This is a genomic window from Corallococcus carmarthensis (genome assembly GCF_003611695.1).
Lineage (GTDB): Bacteria > Myxococcota > Myxococcia > Myxococcales > Myxococcaceae > Corallococcus > Corallococcus carmarthensis.
In genome coordinates, this window is the sequence record NZ_RAWE01000001.1 from 1 (window position 1) to 16429 (window position 16429).

The window sequence follows — 16429 nt, forward strand, 5'->3', positions numbered from 1 at the left end:
GGGCTGGGCGGGCTCACGGCGGCGGCGTTGCTGGCGCGCGGCGGCTGCGAGGTGACGTTGTTCGAGCGCTCGAAGCTCCTGGGCGGGCGGGCGCGGACGACGGAGGTGGACGGCTTCCGCTTCAACCTGGGCCCGCATGCCCTGTACCGGGCGGGCGCGGCGCTGCGGGTGCTGGAGCGCCTGGGCGTGAAGCCCCAGGGAGGCATTCCGGGACCGGTGGGCTCGCATGCGCTGCGAGGTGGCCGGCTGCACACGCTGCCTCGCGGGGCCGTGACGCTGATGACGACGGACGTGCTGTCGCTCGCCGGGAAGCTGGAGGTGGCGAAGCTGCTGGCGGGGCTGATGCGCATCGACACGGGGCCCTTGGGGCGCATGTCCACGCGGGAGTGGCTGGAGACGCGCCTGTCGCGGAAGGACAGCCAGGCGCTCCTCGCGGCGCTGCTGCGCGTGTCCTCGTACTGCGCGGACATGGAGGCGCTCAGCGCGGAGGCGGCGGTGAAGCAGCTCCAGTGCGCGACCGCCGCGAACGTGCTGTACGTGGACGGAGGCTGGAGCACGTTGGTGGACGCGGTGGAGCGGCTGGGGCGCGAGGCCGGCGTCCGGCTGGAGCTGTCCACGCGGGTGGAGACGGTCGTCCTCCAGGAAGGGGGCAAGCGTGTCGAAGGCGTGCGGCTCGCGGACGGCACCGTGCACGGCGCGGACGCGGTGGTGCTGGCGGGGAGCCCCGCGGACGTGGCGGCGCTCGTGCCGGGAGACGCGGTGCTCGCCCGGGAGGCGCGGGAGGCGGTGCCCATCCAGGCGGCGACGCTGGAGCTGGGACTGTCTGCCCTGCCCAGGCCGGATGCGTTGTTCGCGCTCGGGCTGGATGGGCCCTGGTACGCCTCGGTGCACTCGGCCTCCGCGAAGCTGGCCCCGGAAGGGAGCGCGATGGTGCACGTGGCGAAGTACCTGGGCGGTGCGGACACGGAGGCGACCGAGGCGGAGCTGGAGGCGGTGATGGATGCGCTCCAGCCGGGCTGGCGCGCGAAGGTGGTGGCGCGGCGCTACCGCCCCTCGCTCACCGTCAGCGCCGGGCTGCCCCGGGCCGTGAACGGCGGGCTGACAGGGCGTCCCGCGGTGGCGGTGCCGCACGTGGGCGGGCTGTACCGCGTGGGTGATTGGGTGGGCGCGGAGGGCATGCTCGCGGACGCATCGCTGGCGAGCGCCGAGGCCGTGGAGCAGGCCCTGGTGCAAGGAATGGGGGCGCCCCAGCGCCGCGCGGCGGGAGCTTGAGCTGGCATGGCAGTGGAACGGTGCCACATGGTGAGGGCTTGAGCCGGATGGCTGCGCGGGCGAGAAGGGCACCCGGCATGGACGCGCACCGCCGCCGCGCGGTGGAGGCTTGAACGGGATGGACTCACAAGCGCGAGGCGCACTGGGACAGGCCGCACGCGAGCACGAGCGCTTCCTCTGGGGGCTCTGCTACCGGATGACGGGCGTGTCGGCGGACGCGGATGACCTGGTGCAGGAGGTCTATGCCCGCGCGCTCGCGAAGCCGCCGGAGCGCCTGGACACGCTGCGGCCCTGGCTGACCCGTGTGGCCGTCAACCTGGCGCGAGACCACCTGCGCCGCCGCCGCCGCGAGGGCTATGTCGGACCGTGGCTGCCCTCGCCGGTGGAGACCGGCGACGAGGAGGTCCCTCCCTCGGTGGAGGCGCGGCTTCAGGGCGGCGGCTCGACGGAGGGGCGCTATGAATTGCTGGAGAGCGTCTCCTACGCCTTCCTCCTGGCGCTGGAGGCCCTGTCGCCCAAGCAGCGGGCGGTGCTGCTGCTGCGGGATGTCTTTGATTACTCGGTGCTGGAAGTGGCCGAGGCGCTGCGCATGAGCGAAGCGAACGTGAAGGTGGTGCACCACCGCGCGCGGGCGGCGATGGCCGCGTATGACCAGGCGCGCTGCGTGCCCACGCGCGACTTGCAGGCGCGCACGCGGGCCGCACTGGAAGCCTTCCTGGGAGCCCTGGCGACCGGAGACGTGGCCGCCGCGGAGGCGGTGCTGTCCTCGGATGTGCGCGCACTGACGGACGGAGGCGGAAAGGTGCGCGCGGCGCAGGTGCCCATCCTGGGTCCTCAGCGTGTCGTCCTCTTCTTCCACCGGCTGATGGAGATGCGGGGCCCGCCGAAGGCGTGGGAGGCGCGGATGCTCAACGGCCTGCCCGCGGTGGTGGCGGTGTTCAACCCGGCGAGGGATCCGCTGCTGGCCCTGAACTCGGTGATTCGCGTGGACGTGGACGCCAGCGGACGGATCCGCGAGCTGCACTCGGTGGTCGTGGACCGGAAGCTCGCGGGCCTGCGCATGCCCATGCCGGAGTGACCCGGACTTCGGGAAAATATTGTTTGTCGTAGACCTTCCGTGAAAGCCATTCGTTTGACGGAGTTCCCAGGGCGCGGCGAGCAGGGCTCGCACGTCCAGCAATGAGGAGCTCATGTGATGGTGTGGAAGAAGTGGACCTCCAGGATCCTGATGGTGGGGGGGCTGTCGTTGCTCGCAGCGTGCGGCAGTGAGTCCCGGCCGGCGGAAGTCATCCATTCCCAAGCGGCCGGAGACGTGGCGCTGCTGATTGAGCGGGAGGACGGCGCGGGGCCCTACGTGGAGAGCACGGCGGAGCGCTTCCGGGTCGTCGCCTCGGGCGAAGCCATCAAGTCCGTGCGCTGGAGCGCCAACGCGGGTGCCGTCGAGCCCGCGGCGGAGCGGGTCACCTGGACGCTGCCCACGGCGGGGAGCGCTTCCCTGTCCGTCTTCGTCGAGACGGAATCCGGCAAGACGGCGGAGGGTGCGTTCCACTTCAACGTGGTGGCCGCGCCGCTCGCCTCCAGCTCCGCCATCGACACGGGGCCGGATGTCACGGGCAGCAGCTGCGACATCGCGTTCGACAGCACGGGCAATGGCCACGTCATCTACACGAACGACACCCACAACAGCCTGTGGTACGCGAGCTGGGACGGCACGTCCTGGACCAGGGAGCTGATTGAGGGGCCCGGCTTCAACAACGGCGGCGTCTTCGTCGTGAAGGGCGTGCTGGCCGTCGACCCGGTGACCGGCACGCCGCACGTCGCCTACTCCAAGGGAACCGGCAGCCTCGCCACCGCGACGACGCGGGTAGGCTACGCCACGCGCGTCAATGGCACCTGGGTTCGGGAGGAGGTCGACGCGGCGGTGGTGATGCGCTTCAGCCTCGCGCTCAACCCGGCGCAGGCACAGCGGCCGGTCATCGTCTTCAGCACCAACTCCACGGGGACCCTCAAGGTCGCGACCCGGACGGCGGCGAACACGTGGTCCACCGTGTCGCCCTCCGCCGCCTCCCTGTCGCTCACGAGCGACGCCCTCTTCGACGCGACGGGAGCGCTGCACTTCATCACGCACCAGAACGCGAGCGGCTACGTCAACCAGTCCCTGCAAGTCCTCCGGGGCTCGACCCTGGAGTCCTTCCCGCTGAAGACCAGCACCACCGCGCCCTGGCTCGCGACGGCCTGGGCGCCGGACTCGCACCTGCTGGCGCTCTCCAACAACATCTCCGAAGGCGAATGGAACGCCATCGAGGACATCGCGGTCGGGACGCCCGCGGCGTCCAGCACCCGGAGGGTTTCGACGGTGGATTACAAGTACGCCTCGTCGGACCTGGCCTACGGCGGAGGCAAGCCGGTCGTCGCCCTGCGCAATGGGACCGCGCTGGCGCTCGGCACGACGGACGCGCAGGGCTTCTGGACGTACACGCAGCTGGGGACGGTGCAGGACAGCTCCCGTCCGAGCGTGGCCATCCGTCCCACGGATGGCGTGCCGCACGTCTGCTACCAGCGGGACGGCAAGGTGAGCTTCCAGTAGGGCGCCACCGCTGACACGTCAACGGACACGTCAGGCCTCCCGTGCGTGGGGGCCTGACGTGCCAGCCGCGTCCTCCCGGCGCGTCCCTCCGGGGAGCGCCGGGCTGGTCTGGTTGTTGCTCATGGGCGTCCCCGCCGCGGTTGCACAACCTGAAAGCGATTGAATCCCATGGGACGACCCTCGAAGTTCAACCCCCTCGCCGCACTGTGTCTGGGCTTGATGGGCCTCACGGCCGGCGCGCAGACGCTGCCCGCCATCGCGCAGGTTCCGCCGAACCCTCCGCCCGCGCTGCCCGCGGGCACGAAGGTGACCTGTACCCAGGGCCCTGGCACCGGAGCCGCCGCCGCCACCTGTCCGGTGCTCAAGTTCGACGGCTACACGTACTGGGCGCTCAGCTACGGCGACAACCGCGTCTCCATGGACATCGCCGCGTATGACGCCGCGGGCAAGCTCGTGGCGCAGTGGGAGAAGCCGGGCGCCCGCTACGTGTACGGCATCACGGTGAACCCCGCGAACAAGACGGTGACCTTCGCCGGCCAGTCCGACGCGAAGATCACCATGACCTGGGACGAACTGGCGCCTCCGCCCGTGGTGGTCCAGGTTCCGCCGGCTGCTCCCTCCATCCCCGCCGGGATGAAGGTGACGTGCACGCAGGGCCCTGGCACCGGTGCGGCCTCCGCCACCTGCCCCGTCATCCAGTGGAAGGGCTACACGATCTGGGCCTTCAGCTACACGGACAACCGCGTGAGCATGGGCATCGTCGTGTACGACGCCGCGGGCAAGGTCGTGGCGCAGTGGGAGAAGCCGGGCTCGCGCTACGTGTATGGCATCAGCGTGAACACGACCGACCGGACGGTGACGTTCGCCGGCCAGTCGGACGCGAAGATCACCATGAAGTGGAGCGACCTGCTCCCGCCTCCGCTTCCTCCGGTGCCCCAGTGGGTGCTCCAGCCAGCTCCGCAGGGCGCGACGCTCAAGCAGATCTCCGTGGGCAGCGCCAACGCCGTCTGGGGACTCGACAGCGCGGGCTTCAACTGGAAGTGGACCGGCTCGGCCTGGCAGAAGATGGGCGGCACCGTGAGCAACATCTCCACGGCCTCGGACGGGACGCTGTGGGCCACCAATCCTCCGGACTCCCTGCGCGTGCTCAAGTGGGACCCTGCTGGCAACAAGTGGACCTGGAACATCCCCACCGGCATGAAGCAGGTCACCGCCGTCAACGCCAACACCGCGTGGGGCCTGGACAACGGCGGCTCGCTGTTCCAGTGGACCGGCTCCGCGTGGGAGAAGAAGGGCTGCTGCGTGAGCCAGCTCTCCGTCGGCTCGGACGGCGAGCTGTGGGCCACCAACCCGCCGGACTCCAACCGCGTCCTGCGCTGGGACGGCGCGAAGTGGACCTGGAACATCCCCGCCGGCATGACCTTCGTGTCCGTGGGCAGCGCGAAGAACATCTGGGCGCTGAATGCGTCGGATGGGGTCTTCCAGTGGACCGGCTCGGCCTGGAAGCAGGTCCCCGGCGCGCTGCGGAACATCTCCGCGGCCGGCGATGGCTCCGTGTGGGGCCTCAATGCCCAGGGGATGGTCTACAAGTGGCAGTGACGTAGGCCCGAAGGGCGGGGCAGGCGTGGAGCCGCGCCGTCCACTCCCGGATTGCCCCAAGGGATGAAGCCCCTGCCCAAGCGCTCCCTCCGTCACCAGTTCCCTGGTGACGGACGAGGCGAGCGAACGGGAGGGGCGGGCATGGCGGGACTGGGGGACGACTCACCGGCGGAGGGCGCGCCATCGCTGTTCGCCCGGCTGGCGGTGGGCGTGTTCCATCACCGGGGCCGGGTGTTGGTGGGCACGCTCCTGCTCCTGGCCGCGGCGGTGTGGGCGCTGCTGCGGGGCGGGAACCTCACCACCGGGACCATCGAGGGCATCGAATCCGCGCGGGCCGAGGCGCTCGCGCGGAATGCCGCCGCCGGGTCGAACGACCAGACCCTGGCGGTCATCTTCCATCACGATGACTGGACCACGGACGAGCCGCGCTTCGCCCAGGCGGTGACGTCCGTGCTGTCGCGCGTGGAGCGGCTGCCGGAGGTCGCGTCGGTGGTGTCTCCCATTGGCGCCCCCGAGGCCTTCCGCGTCCGCTTCGTGGCGAGGACGGGCCACGACCTGCTGGCGCTGGTGCGGCTCAAGGGCGGCGAACGCGAGGCCACGGCCGCGTTCCCTGCCGTGCGAGCGGCGCTGGAGGACGCGCGTCTCCAGACGACGCTCACCGGCAAGGTGGCCTTCCTGGCCGCGCTCAACGAGCTGCTGGAGCACGACCTGCTGCGCGCGGAGCTGCTCTCGTTCCCGCTGGCGCTGATTGTCTTGCTGTGGGTCTTCCGCACGGTGGTGGCGGCCATGCTGCCCCTGGTGGTGGGCGGGCTGGCGGTGCTCTGCGGCGTGGCGGGCGTGCTGCTCTTGTCGCACGTCACGAACATGGCCCAGTACACGCTCAACGTCGTGTCGCTCATCGGGCTGGGCGTGGCCATCGACTATTCGCTCTTCATCGTGAGCCGCTTCCGCGCGGAGCTCGCGCGGGGTTTGACGACGGAGCAGGCGCTGACGCGCACGTTGGACACCGCCGGGCGCGCGGTGGCGTTCTCGGGGCTGGCCGTCACGGTGGGGCTGGGGGGCCTGCTCTTCTTCCGGGGCTCGTATCTGAGCGCCATGGGACTGGGCGGCGCCCTGGTGGTGGCCTTCGCGGTCCTCTTCGCGCTCACCGTGCTGCCCGCGCTCCTTGCCTGGCTGGGGCCCCGGGTGGACAAGGGACGGCTGCCCTTCGCGCGCACGACGGGGCGCGGCGGCGTCTGGCACGCGCTGGCCACCTGGGTGATGCGGCATCCCTGGTGGGTGCTGTTGCCGACGCTGACGTTGCTGCTCGCGATGGGGCTGCCGTTCCGGCGTCTGCAATTGGCGGCCACGGACATCACCGCGCTGCCCGAAGGCACCGAGGCACGCCAGGGCGCGGAGACCCTGGCCCGCCTGTTCCCCCGCGAGGCCGCCACCCGGGTGCTGGTGGCGGTGGAGTTCCCCGGGGGCAATCCCCTCACGCCGGAGCGCGCGGGCGCGTTGCACGACGCCAGCCGCCGGATCGCCGCGATGCCCGGCGTGGTCGGCGTGGAGAGCGCGGTGGACCTGGGCCCCGGCATGGATAGGGCGACCGTCCAGCGGATGGCCGCCGCGCCACCCCAGCTCCTTCCGCCGGAGCTTCAAGCCGCGCGGGCCGCGTACGTCACCGGCAACGTGGCCGTGATGCAGGTGCTGACGTCCTCCGCGCCCAGCAGCGTGGAGGCGAGGAACCTGGTCCGCGCGCTGCGCGAGGACCGCACGGTGGGTGACGGCCGGTGGCTGGTGGGAGGTCAGACCGCGACGGACGTGGACGCGGCGGCCTTCGTGAAACACCACACGCCCGCGGCGGTGGGCTTCGTGATGGGGATGACGTGCATCGTCCTCTTCGTGCTGCTGCGCTCCGTGGTGCTGCCGTTGAAGGCGCTCCTGATGAACCTGCTGTCGCTGTGCGGTTCGTTCGGGGCCCTGGTGTGGATCTTCCAGGAGGGCCACCTGCACCGGCTGCTGCGCTTCGAACCCGGGCCCATCGAACCGTCGCTGCCCATCCTGTTGTTCTGCGCGCTGTTCGGCCTGTCCATGGACTACGAGGTGCTGCTGCTCAGCCGGATCCGCGAGGAGTGGCTGCGCACGGGCGACAACACCCACGCGGTGGCCGAAGGGCTGGAGCGGACCGGCGGCCTCATCACCAGCGCGGCGGCCATCATGGTGGCCGTGTTCGCGGCCTTCACGCTGGCGTCGGTGGTGGTGGTGAAGGCGATGGGGCTGGGCATGGCCATCGCGGTCGCGCTGGATGCGACGCTGGTCCGGGTGCTCATCGTCCCCGCGATGATGCGCCTGATGGGGGACTTCAACTGGTGGGGCCCCGGCCACTGGAGGCGCTCACAGCCGCGGGCGCAAGGGACGGAGGTGCGGCCATGAACGCGCGGACCCTCGGGTGGACGGCGGCGGGAGCGGCGGCGCTGGGGGTGCTGGTGCATGGACACCGGGAGCTGATGGCCGGACTGCGGCGGCGTGCCGCGCCGTCCGCGAGACGCTTCGAGCCTCCCTCCGTGACGATCATCCGGCCCATCCGGGGCCTGGACGTGGACGCGCGCGAGAACGTGCGCGCGCTGCTGGACCTGGACTATCCCGGCGAATGGGAGGTGCTCTTCGTCTTCGACAGCGAGGACGACCCCGCGTTCCTTCCCACCGGGGAGGAGGCGGCCTCACGTCCGACGCGCGCGAAGCGGGTGGAGCTGGTGGTCGCGGGCGAGCCTCCGGCGGGAATGACGGGCAAGCTCAACGCGATGCAGGTGGGCGTGGCCTGCTCCCGGTGCGACCTGCTGGCCTTCAGTGATTCGGACACGCGGCCCACGCCCGGCGTCCTGACGGCGCTGGTGGGCGCGCTGCTGGAGGATGGCCAGACGGGCGCCACGTTCGCGCCCATCTACGCGGCGGCGGACGCGCCCCTGGCGGGCGACGTGGGCTACGGGCTGCTGGTGAATGCGTGGTACGGCGCGTCGGTCGCGTGCACGGCGGAACCGGATGGCGCGCTGCCCTTCATCATGGGGCAGTTGATGGTCTTCCGCCGCCAGGCGCTCGCGGCCATCGGGGGCGTGGGCTGCGCCGCCGGGCAGTTCGTGGATGACATGTACCTGGGGCGCCGGCTGCACCAGTCCGGGTGGAAGAACCGCGTCGTCCATTCACCCCTGCGCGTCGTCACGGGGCACCTGGGGCTGGGCGCCTTCCTGCGCATCTTCCGGCGGTGGATCCTCTTCTCGGAGACAGGCCTCCCCGGCGCCTTCGCGCGGCCCCAATGGGTGCGAGGCGCGGTGAGCTGGCTGTCATGGGGGGCCCTGGCGGCGGCGGTGGCGCGCAGGGCCTGGGGCGGCGCGGTCCTGGCGGCGCTGCCCATCGGCTTCTCCGTGTGGAGCCAGCTGCGGCTCCAGCGGGCCTGTCACGGACCTCAAGTCGCGCCCCGGCACTACTGGGTGCCGGCGGTCCTTCCGTTGCTGGGTGCCGGCGTGGCGCTGTCCGCGCGGCTGTCGCGTGACGTGGACTGGCGCGGCCGGGGCTACCGGTTGGATGCGAAGGCGCGCCTGGGTGAAGCCCAGCCGGCCCGGGCCAGCGTGTAGACGGGACGGCGGACGCGACGATGCAGCCAGCTCCCCATCTGTTCCATCGCGCTCGCCACGGTGCCGCGCAAGGGCGGCCCGGCCGAGCGCAACAGCGGCGCGGCGGACCGCAGACTGCCCCCGGGGCCCCGCGGCGCGAGCATCGCGGCGAAGGCATGCGCGACGACGCGCAGGTACTCACGGGCCATCACCCGCATGCGGGGCTCCTCCGAGGAGAGCAGGGCCATGGAGGCGCGCGCGCCGCCAGGGCTGTGCTCCCAGTAGTGCAGCAGGCCCATGCGCAGCGCCCGCATGCCCTCGTCCTGTCCGGCGAAGGCGCTGTAGAGCGCGGACGCGAGCGCGACGCGGGTGCGCTGCGCTGGCCTTCGCGCGTGCGCGTAATGCTCCAGCGCGCGGGCGACATTGCCTGGATGGCGTTGCAGCGATTCCTGGAGCGCGAGGGCATCGTGGAAGCACGACGCCATGCCGCTCGCCGTGAGCGGATGGCAGCACGCGGCGGCGTCGCCCACGAGCACGGCGCTCCCCATCCAGACGGTCTCCGCCAGCCAGTCGTCGTTGGAGGCCATGCGCACCGCGGGCTGCTGCTCCAGCGCCCGCAGGACGGCCTGTCTCAGCCGCGAGGGCAGGGCGAGCAGCAGCTCCGGCCGGTCCCGCAGCGTCTGGACCGTGCTGCCCAGCGGCAGGTCCACCATCACGCGCGCCACTCCCGGCTGGATGGCATAGGCCAGCGCATGCACGGCGCCTCCCACGAACTGGTGGCCGTGGTCGGGGTGGGTCAGGCAGTCGCTGTCCACGGTCACGCCCAGCATGGTGGACAGGCGCGTGTGGTGCTCCGCGATGCCCAGCATCCGCCGCACGGGCGACGCGCGTCCGTCCGCGGCCACCAGCAGCCGCGCCCGCACGGAGTGCTCGGTGCCCGCGTGCGTGTAGCTCAGGCGCACGCCGTGCTCGCAGTTGTGCTCCACGGCCGTCACGCGGGCCCGGGTGCGCACGGTGACGCCGCGCCGCCGCGACACCGACTCCAGCAGGGGCACGGTGAGGGCCGCGTGTTCCAGCGACAACCCGGTGACACCGCGACCGTAGGGCAGGACGAGCGTGCGGGCAGGGGCATGGAAACGCACCGCGAAGCCGCGCACGGGCTGGGCCGTCCACCCATCCACGACGCTCCCGAAGCCCAGCGCCCGCAGGTCCCGCACCCCGGCCGGGTGGAGCAGCTCGCCCGCGAGCTGCTTGTGCCGGTCCACGCCCGCGTCCAGCAGCAGGACCGACAGCCCCAGCTCGGAGAGCGCCGCCGCCACCGCGCAGCCCGCGGGCCCACCTCCAGCTATCACCACCTCGGCGTCCTCCACGTGGCCTCCGCCCGGTCCCCAGACTCCATGTCTGGTATTGACGAATTAGCCATTGATGCGCGTTACCGCACGCAGAGGAGGCAGGCATGAAAGAACAGGGAGCGTCATTCTGTCGCACGCAACTGCCCCGGGTCTCCCGGACGTTCGCGCTCAACATCCCGCTGTTGCCCGGCCCCTTGGACCTGTCGGTGACGGTCGCCTACCTGCTGTGCCGCATCGCGGACACGCTGGAGGACGAGGCCGCCGGAGCGCACCCGGGTGCATTGCTCGACGAACTGGGGGGCCTGGTGTCGCTGGAGCCGGGCTGGGAGGCCCGTGCCCGCTCCTTCGCGCGGAGGGCGCGGCTCGCCCTGCGGGACGAGGCCCCCGCCGCGGAAGCCGAGCTGGTCCTGGAGACCCTGCTGGTGCTTGAAACCCTGGCGTCGCTTCCCTCCTGGGTCCACCCGCCCATCGCGCGGTGTGTGCGCACGATGACCGGCGGGATGAACCAGATGCAGCGGATGCACGGGGGGAGCGGACAGGTCATGGGGCTGCCCGACCTCCAGGCGACGTTCATGTATTGCTATTACGTGGCCGGCGTCGTGGGCGAGATGCTGACCGGCCTCTTCATCGCCAGCTCACCCCGGGTTGCCTGGCGTGAGAAAAGGCTCATGTCGCGGGCGCCTGCCTTTGGCCGGGCCCTGCAGCTCACCAACATCCTGAAGGACGTGCGCGAGGACCTGGACCGGGGATGCTGCTGGCTGCCCAGGGACCGCATGGCCGCGCATGGCCTCACGCCCGCCACGCTGGTCCTGCCCTCCTTGCGCTCGCGGGCGGTGGCGCTGATGGACGAGCTGGTGGCGGTGGCGCGCCGGGAGCTGGACGTCGCGCTCGAATACTCGCTGGCCCTGCCCGCGGAAGAGCCCGGCCTGCGGCTGTTCTGCCTCTACCCGCTCTTCTTCGCGGTCGCGACGCTCAATGCGATAGAGGGCAACCCCGCGGTGTTCGACCCCGAGCCGGTGAAGATGGGCCGGGAAGCGGTGGCGACGCTGATGCGGCTCACGCAGGAGCGCGTGTCATCGGATGAAGCGCTGCGGGCGCTCTACGCCGGCTGCTCGCGCGCGTCCCGTGGCGGCATGGAGGCCTGGACCTGATGCGGCCGGCCCGCGACGTGCTGGCCCGGACGCAGGAGGCGGATGGCTCCTGGAAGGGCGACTACAGCGGCCCGCTCTTCCTGGGCCCGGTGTACGTGGCCGGGCTGTACGTGATGGGGCGCACGCCGGACGCGCCTGTCCGCGACGGGATGGTCGCCCACATGCGTGCCCATCAGAACGCGGATGGCGGCTGGGGGCTGGACGTGGAGTCGCCCAGCCTCGTCTTCACGTCGGTGCTCAACTACGTCGCGCAGCGGTTGCTGGGCGTTGGCGCGGACGACCCGGACCTCCTCCGCGCGCGGGCGTGGTTCCTTCCGCGGGGAGGTCCACTGGGCAGCGCGTCCTGGGGGAAGTTCGTCCTCGCCCTGCTGGGGCTCTACGAATACGAGGGCCTGGCGCCCGTGCCTCCCGAACTCTGGCTGTTGCCGCGAGCGCTGCCCTTCCATCCCTCCCGGCTCTGGTGCCACTGCCGCATGGTGTACCTGCCCATGGGCTGGCTTTGTGGCCGCCGGGCCCGCGCCACGGAGACACCGCTGCTGGCCGAGCTGCGGCGCGAGCTCTACCCCCAGCCCTACGCGGACGTGGACTGGAAGGCGGCGCGCGGACGGGTGGCCGGGACCGACGCCTACAGCCCCCACGGTCTGGGTTTGCGCGCCGTGCACCGCGTGCTGGGCCTGTACGAGCGATTCCACTCGAAGCGGCTGCGGGCTCGCGCGCTGGACGAAGCCCTGGCGTTGATTCGCGGGGAGGACGAGGCGACGCACTTCGTCTGCATCGGGCCCATCAACAAGGTGCTCGACATGGTGGTGTGGCACGTGGCGCGGCCGGAGGGCCCGGAGGTGCGCGCGCACCTGGAGCGCCTGCCGGACTACCTCCAGCACACCCGCGAGGGCATCACGTTCAACGGCTACAACTCCTCCCAGCTCTGGGACACCGCCTTCGCGGTGCAGGCGCTGGTGGCCTCCGGAGAATCCGTCTGGGCGCGGGACACGCTGGCGCGAGCGGGCCGCTTCCTGGAGGCGCAGCAGGTGCTGGAGGATTCACCGGACGCCGCGCGCCACCACCGGCATCCGAGCCGGGGAGGGTGGCCCTTCAGCACCCGCGCGCACGGCTGGCCCATCAGCGATTGCACGGCGGAGGCGTTGAAGGCGTGTCTGTTGTTGGAACCGCTCGGGCTCAATCGCGTGCCACGCGAACGCCTGGGACAGGCCGTGGCGTTCATCCTGTCATTGCAGAACCGGGACGGCGGCTGGGCCACCTATGAGCGGCAGCGGGGACCGCACTGGCTGGAGCGGTTCAATCCCTCGGACGTCTTCGCCGGCATCATGGTGGACCCCAGCTACGTGGAGTGCACGTCGGCCTGCATCCAGGCGCTGGCCGCGTGGCGCGAGGCGTCGCCGGCGGCACCCGTGGCGCGGGCCATCGCGCGGGGCGCGGACTTCCTGCGCCGCCAGCAGCGCCCGGACGGAAGCTGGGAGGGTTCCTGGGGCGTGTGCTTCAGCTATGGCACGTGGTTCGGCGTCACCGGCCTGCTGGCCGCCGGAGCAGGGGCCGCGGACCCCGCGCTGCGCAAGGCGGCCACGTTCCTGAAAGCCCACCAGCGCGCGGACGGCTCCTGGAGTGAAACCATCCAGGGCTGCCGCGAGCGCCGCTGGGTGGAGGGGCGTACGGGCCACGCGGTGACGACGTCCTGGGCCGTGATGTCGCTGGTGGCCGCGGGCGACGCGAACTCCGACGCCACGCGCCGGGGCGTGGCGTGGCTGCGCGCGAGGCAGGACGCGGAGGGCCAGTGGCCACGAGAGCCCCTGGCCGGGGTGTTCAGCCGCACCTGCGCCATCCACTACGACGCCTACCTGCGCATCTTCCCGCTGTGGGCGCTGTCGCTCGCGGAGCGACAGGCCGGAGTCTTCACGGCGCGCGAAGGCTCTGTGACCCCAGGTAGTCCATCTTGCCCAGGTTGACGCCGTTGTGACGCAGGAGCGCGTACGCGTGGGTGACGTGGAAGTAGAAGTTCGGGAGCGCGTTCTCCAGGAAGTAGTCCGCGCCGCTCATCACCTGGCCCTCCCAGCGGGGGTGGGTGACCACGCGCCCGGCCGCGCCCTCGAAGTCCTTCGCCGTGAAGGTGTCCAGGTACGTGAGGGTGGACTGGACGCGGGCGCTGAGCTCCTCCAGCGTCTGCTCCGTGTCCGGGTTCGACGGCGCGGCCTTGCCTGTCAATCGTGAGGCCGCCAGCTTCACGGCGTCACAGCCGATCTGCACCTGCCGCACGAAGGGGAGCTGGTCCGGCGCCAGCCGGAAGCCCAGGTAGATGTTCGGGTCGAAGGACTTCGCCTTGGCGTGGGCCGCGGCCGTCTCCAACCACTTGTTGAGCTGCCCGAGCTGCTTCTTCATCTGGGAAAAGGTCTCGAAGTACATGGGCGCGCAAGCTAACGGGGCAGTGCTTGCCGCGCGACCCAATCCGGGGCGTCCGGATCCGAAGAATCCAGACGCCCCGCGTCACGCCGTGGTCACGCGTGGCGTCAGAAGGTGAGGGTCAGGTCGTGCAGGATGGCCGAGCACCCCGTCTTCGTTCCCGCCTCGTCGCCCGACGTGTCGCCCACGCAGGTGAGGGTCTGCACGATGCGCGTGTTCGACGGCAGCTGCGGGAAGCCCCATGCGTCTTGCGAGTGGCCGGTGTCCGTGTACTCGAAGTTGAACTCGGGGCCGAACACGCCGTAGTCCGCGATGGGGCACGGCGACGGAGTGACGCTCACGATGGGCGTCGCGGTGGTGGCGATGTGGTACCACTGGCCCCCCTGGACCTTGGTGGTTCCCCCCACCTCGGTGCCCCAGATGAACATGCCGACCCACAGCTGGTTGCCGCTGCGCACCTCCAGCTCGAAGTTCATCTGCATCAACGGTCCGTGACCGGCGAAGTCCGCGTCTCCACCCGTCTTGGGCGGGACATAGAAGGACAGGGGGAAGTCGTTGATGGTGATGGTGCTCAGGCCCTGCTCCGTGGTGGCCACGGACGGCTCCGCCGGGGACTCCGGCGCGTCGAGGACTTCAGGGCCGCCGCAGGCGCCCAGCAACAGCGCGGCCGCCGGCACGGCGTAGGACACGAAACGACGCAACATGGTTGACTCCTGGGCGTGGGTGGAAGACGCCGGCAGGAGTACCGGGCTTCAACGGCACCCGGAACGTCGCTGACGCCAATGGCCCCCGGCCCGTGGCGAAGTGGCCGCGGGCGGGGGTGAGCTGTCCATGGCGGCAATGCCTGTCATCCCGTGCCGGCGGTCCGCTCAGGCCTTGAAGGTCATCAGCGGCTTGAGCCGGGCCACCTCCCGGACGATGTCCGCGTCCACCTGCGAGGCCACCACCGGACCAATGGGCTTGTAGGCGGCGGGTGCCTCTTCGATGCGGCGTTCGGCCCGCAGCGCGATGCAGTCCACCCCCGTCAGCCCCAGGTCCTCCTCGCGGTGCTTCGCGCCACCGCGCGACATGGAGAAGCGCGAGTGCGCCCGCCCCGCCCCATGTGAAGCCGACGCCAGCGCCTTCGCGTTGCCCAGCCCCCGCATCAGGTAGGACGTCGCGCCCATGGAGCCGGGGATGATGACCGGCTGGTCCTCCTCGGCGGGGCAGGCTCCCTTGCGCGCCAGCCAGCCGCCTTCCCAGGGCAGGGTGATGTTGTGAGGCACGTCGTAGACGAGCGGCGCCTCCACGTCCCCGAACAGCTCCCGCAGCGTCTGCCGCACCAGCTCCGCGAGCAGCAGCCGGTTGAGGAAGGCGTAGTTGGCCGCCGTGGCCTCCGCCCGCAGGTACTCGCGCACCTTCGCCGGGTCCGCGATGGGAAAGATGCCGCTCGCCGGGTGCGGCGCCCCCACGGGCCACGCGGCCCGCGCCCGCTCCTGCCAGGTGCGCCCCACGTGCTTGCCCATGTCGCGCGAGCCCGAGTGCACCATGAACGCGAGCTGCCCCTCCCGCACCCCCCACGCCCACGCCTGCGCGCGGTCCACCACGGCCTCCACCCGCTGCACCTCCACGAAGTGGTTGCCGCCACCAATGGTGGCCAGCCCGGGGTCCCGCACCACGCCTTCCCGCCGCAGCCCGGTGGGCGCCCAGACGGGGTCTCCTTCCAGCGCACCGCCCAGGTAGACGCGCGCGGACTCGCGGTCCAACTGCTCCAACTCCGCACGGGCGGACATGCCCAGGGGCTGCGCCACCGTCTCCTGGAGCCAGCCGGGCAGGCCGTCACGCAGGAGCGCCTCCAGCGCGCGCGAGCCCTGGGCGACGTCCCGCGTGCCGAAGAAGCAATGCCCCTTCATCCGCTCGACGAAGGCGTCGCGGCGGGCGAGGAAGGCGTCCACGGGGATGTCCGCGACATGCAGGCGCATGCCGCAGTTGATGTCCGTCCCCACGGCGCCGGGGACGACCAGGCCTTCGGTGTGGACCACCGACCCGATGGCCACCCCGGAGTCTCCGGGATGGAAGTCCGGCGTCGCGCGCACCTGCTTCACGCGGCCGCCTTCGGGATGGTGGAGCGCGGCGAGCGCCGCGAGTTGTTGAAGCGCCTTGCCCTCCACGGGCAGGTCCGGGGGAAGCAGGACCTCCGCGGGGGGCGCATGGGGATCCGCCTGGAGGCGGACCGTGTAGACACGACCGTCGTAAGCAACGTCGAGCCCCTCGCGGGCGAGTGCCCGCAGGAGCCGGTTGAGTTTCGGCTGCATGACCTTCTCGGAATCTGACCCGGGCGGACCTCAACCCGGGGGACGTGAGCGATGGATTCGAGACCTCGGGTCAGCAGCCGCGGCCGGGATGCCGGAGCATCCGCGCCTCATGGGACGCCCCTGCTCGCGCGGCCTGACAAAGCCAGGGGCGGGCAGGGGCGGCACCACGGAG

Annotated in this window: 12 protein-coding genes; 8 read left to right on the top strand and 4 right to left on the bottom strand. The window is 71.5% G+C overall.

Annotated elements, in window-relative coordinates; genetic code table 11:
• From D7X32_RS00005 to D7X32_RS00030, 6 genes are all read left to right on the top strand, one after another.
• Nucleotides 1-1272 (top strand): phytoene desaturase family protein (locus D7X32_RS00005; protein WP_147449948.1); only part of this gene is annotated, 1272 nt, incomplete at its 5' end.
• A 118-nt stretch (nt 1273-1390) separates the two neighbouring features.
• Nucleotides 1391-2350: a sigma-70 family RNA polymerase sigma factor gene (locus D7X32_RS00010; RefSeq protein WP_120600417.1), complete on the top strand. Its 960-nt coding sequence runs from the start codon at nt 1391-1393 to the stop codon at nt 2348-2350.
• Between the two features lie 117 nt (nt 2351-2467).
• Nucleotides 2468-3859: a hypothetical protein gene (locus D7X32_RS00015; RefSeq protein WP_120600418.1), complete on the top strand. Its 1392-nt coding sequence runs from the start codon at nt 2468-2470 to the stop codon at nt 3857-3859.
• 168 nt (nt 3860-4027) lie between these two features.
• A complete protein-coding gene (locus D7X32_RS00020) occupies nt 4028-5458 on the top strand; it encodes a tectonin domain-containing protein (protein WP_120600419.1) in 1431 nt (476 codons plus the stop codon).
• 141 nt (nt 5459-5599) lie between these two features.
• Nucleotides 5600-7873 carry an MMPL family transporter gene (locus tag D7X32_RS00025; protein WP_120600420.1) on the top strand — a complete coding sequence of 758 codons (2274 nt, stop codon included), beginning with the start codon at nt 5600-5602 and terminating at the stop codon, nt 7871-7873.
• Nucleotides 7870-9069, top strand: coding sequence for a glycosyltransferase family 2 protein (locus tag D7X32_RS00030; protein WP_120600421.1), 1200 nt, complete (start codon nt 7870-7872; stop codon nt 9067-9069). Before D7X32_RS00025 ends, D7X32_RS00030 begins: the two co-directional genes overlap by 4 nt.
• Here D7X32_RS00030 and D7X32_RS00035 read toward each other — a convergent pair.
• Entirely contained in the window at nt 9009-10418 is a 1410-nt protein-coding gene (locus D7X32_RS00035) for an FAD-dependent oxidoreductase (protein ID WP_120600422.1), read from the bottom strand. The two genes, D7X32_RS00030 and D7X32_RS00035, sit on opposite strands and share 61 nt — an antisense overlap.
• 86 nt (nt 10419-10504) lie before the next feature.
• Between D7X32_RS00035 and D7X32_RS00040 the strand changes: the two genes are divergently transcribed.
• Nucleotides 10505-11551: a phytoene/squalene synthase family protein gene (locus D7X32_RS00040; protein ID WP_120600423.1), complete on the top strand. Its 1047-nt coding sequence runs from the start codon at nt 10505-10507 to the stop codon at nt 11549-11551.
• Nucleotides 11551-13512, top strand: a complete 1962-nt coding sequence (locus D7X32_RS00045; RefSeq protein WP_120600424.1) for a 2,3-oxidosqualene cyclase — start codon at nt 11551-11553, stop codon at nt 13510-13512. Before D7X32_RS00040 ends, D7X32_RS00045 begins: the two co-directional genes overlap by 1 nt.
• Here D7X32_RS00045 and D7X32_RS00050 read toward each other — a convergent pair.
• The 3 genes from D7X32_RS00050 to D7X32_RS00060 form a co-directional block, all read right to left on the bottom strand.
• Complete coding sequence (locus D7X32_RS00050; protein WP_244238767.1) at nt 13460-13942, bottom strand: DUF1993 domain-containing protein; 483 nt, start codon at nt 13940-13942, stop codon at nt 13460-13462. The two genes, D7X32_RS00045 and D7X32_RS00050, sit on opposite strands and share 53 nt — an antisense overlap.
• A gap of 128 nt (nt 13943-14070) precedes the next feature.
• A complete protein-coding gene (locus D7X32_RS00055) occupies nt 14071-14667 on the bottom strand; it encodes a hypothetical protein (protein ID WP_120600426.1) in 597 nt (198 codons plus the stop codon).
• Nucleotides 14668-14832: 165 nt separating this feature from the next.
• On the bottom strand, nt 14833-16257 hold the full coding sequence (locus D7X32_RS00060; RefSeq protein WP_120600427.1) for an RtcB family protein: 1425 nt from the start codon (nt 16255-16257) through the stop codon (nt 14833-14835).
• Nucleotides 16258-16429: the final 172 nt, after the last annotated feature.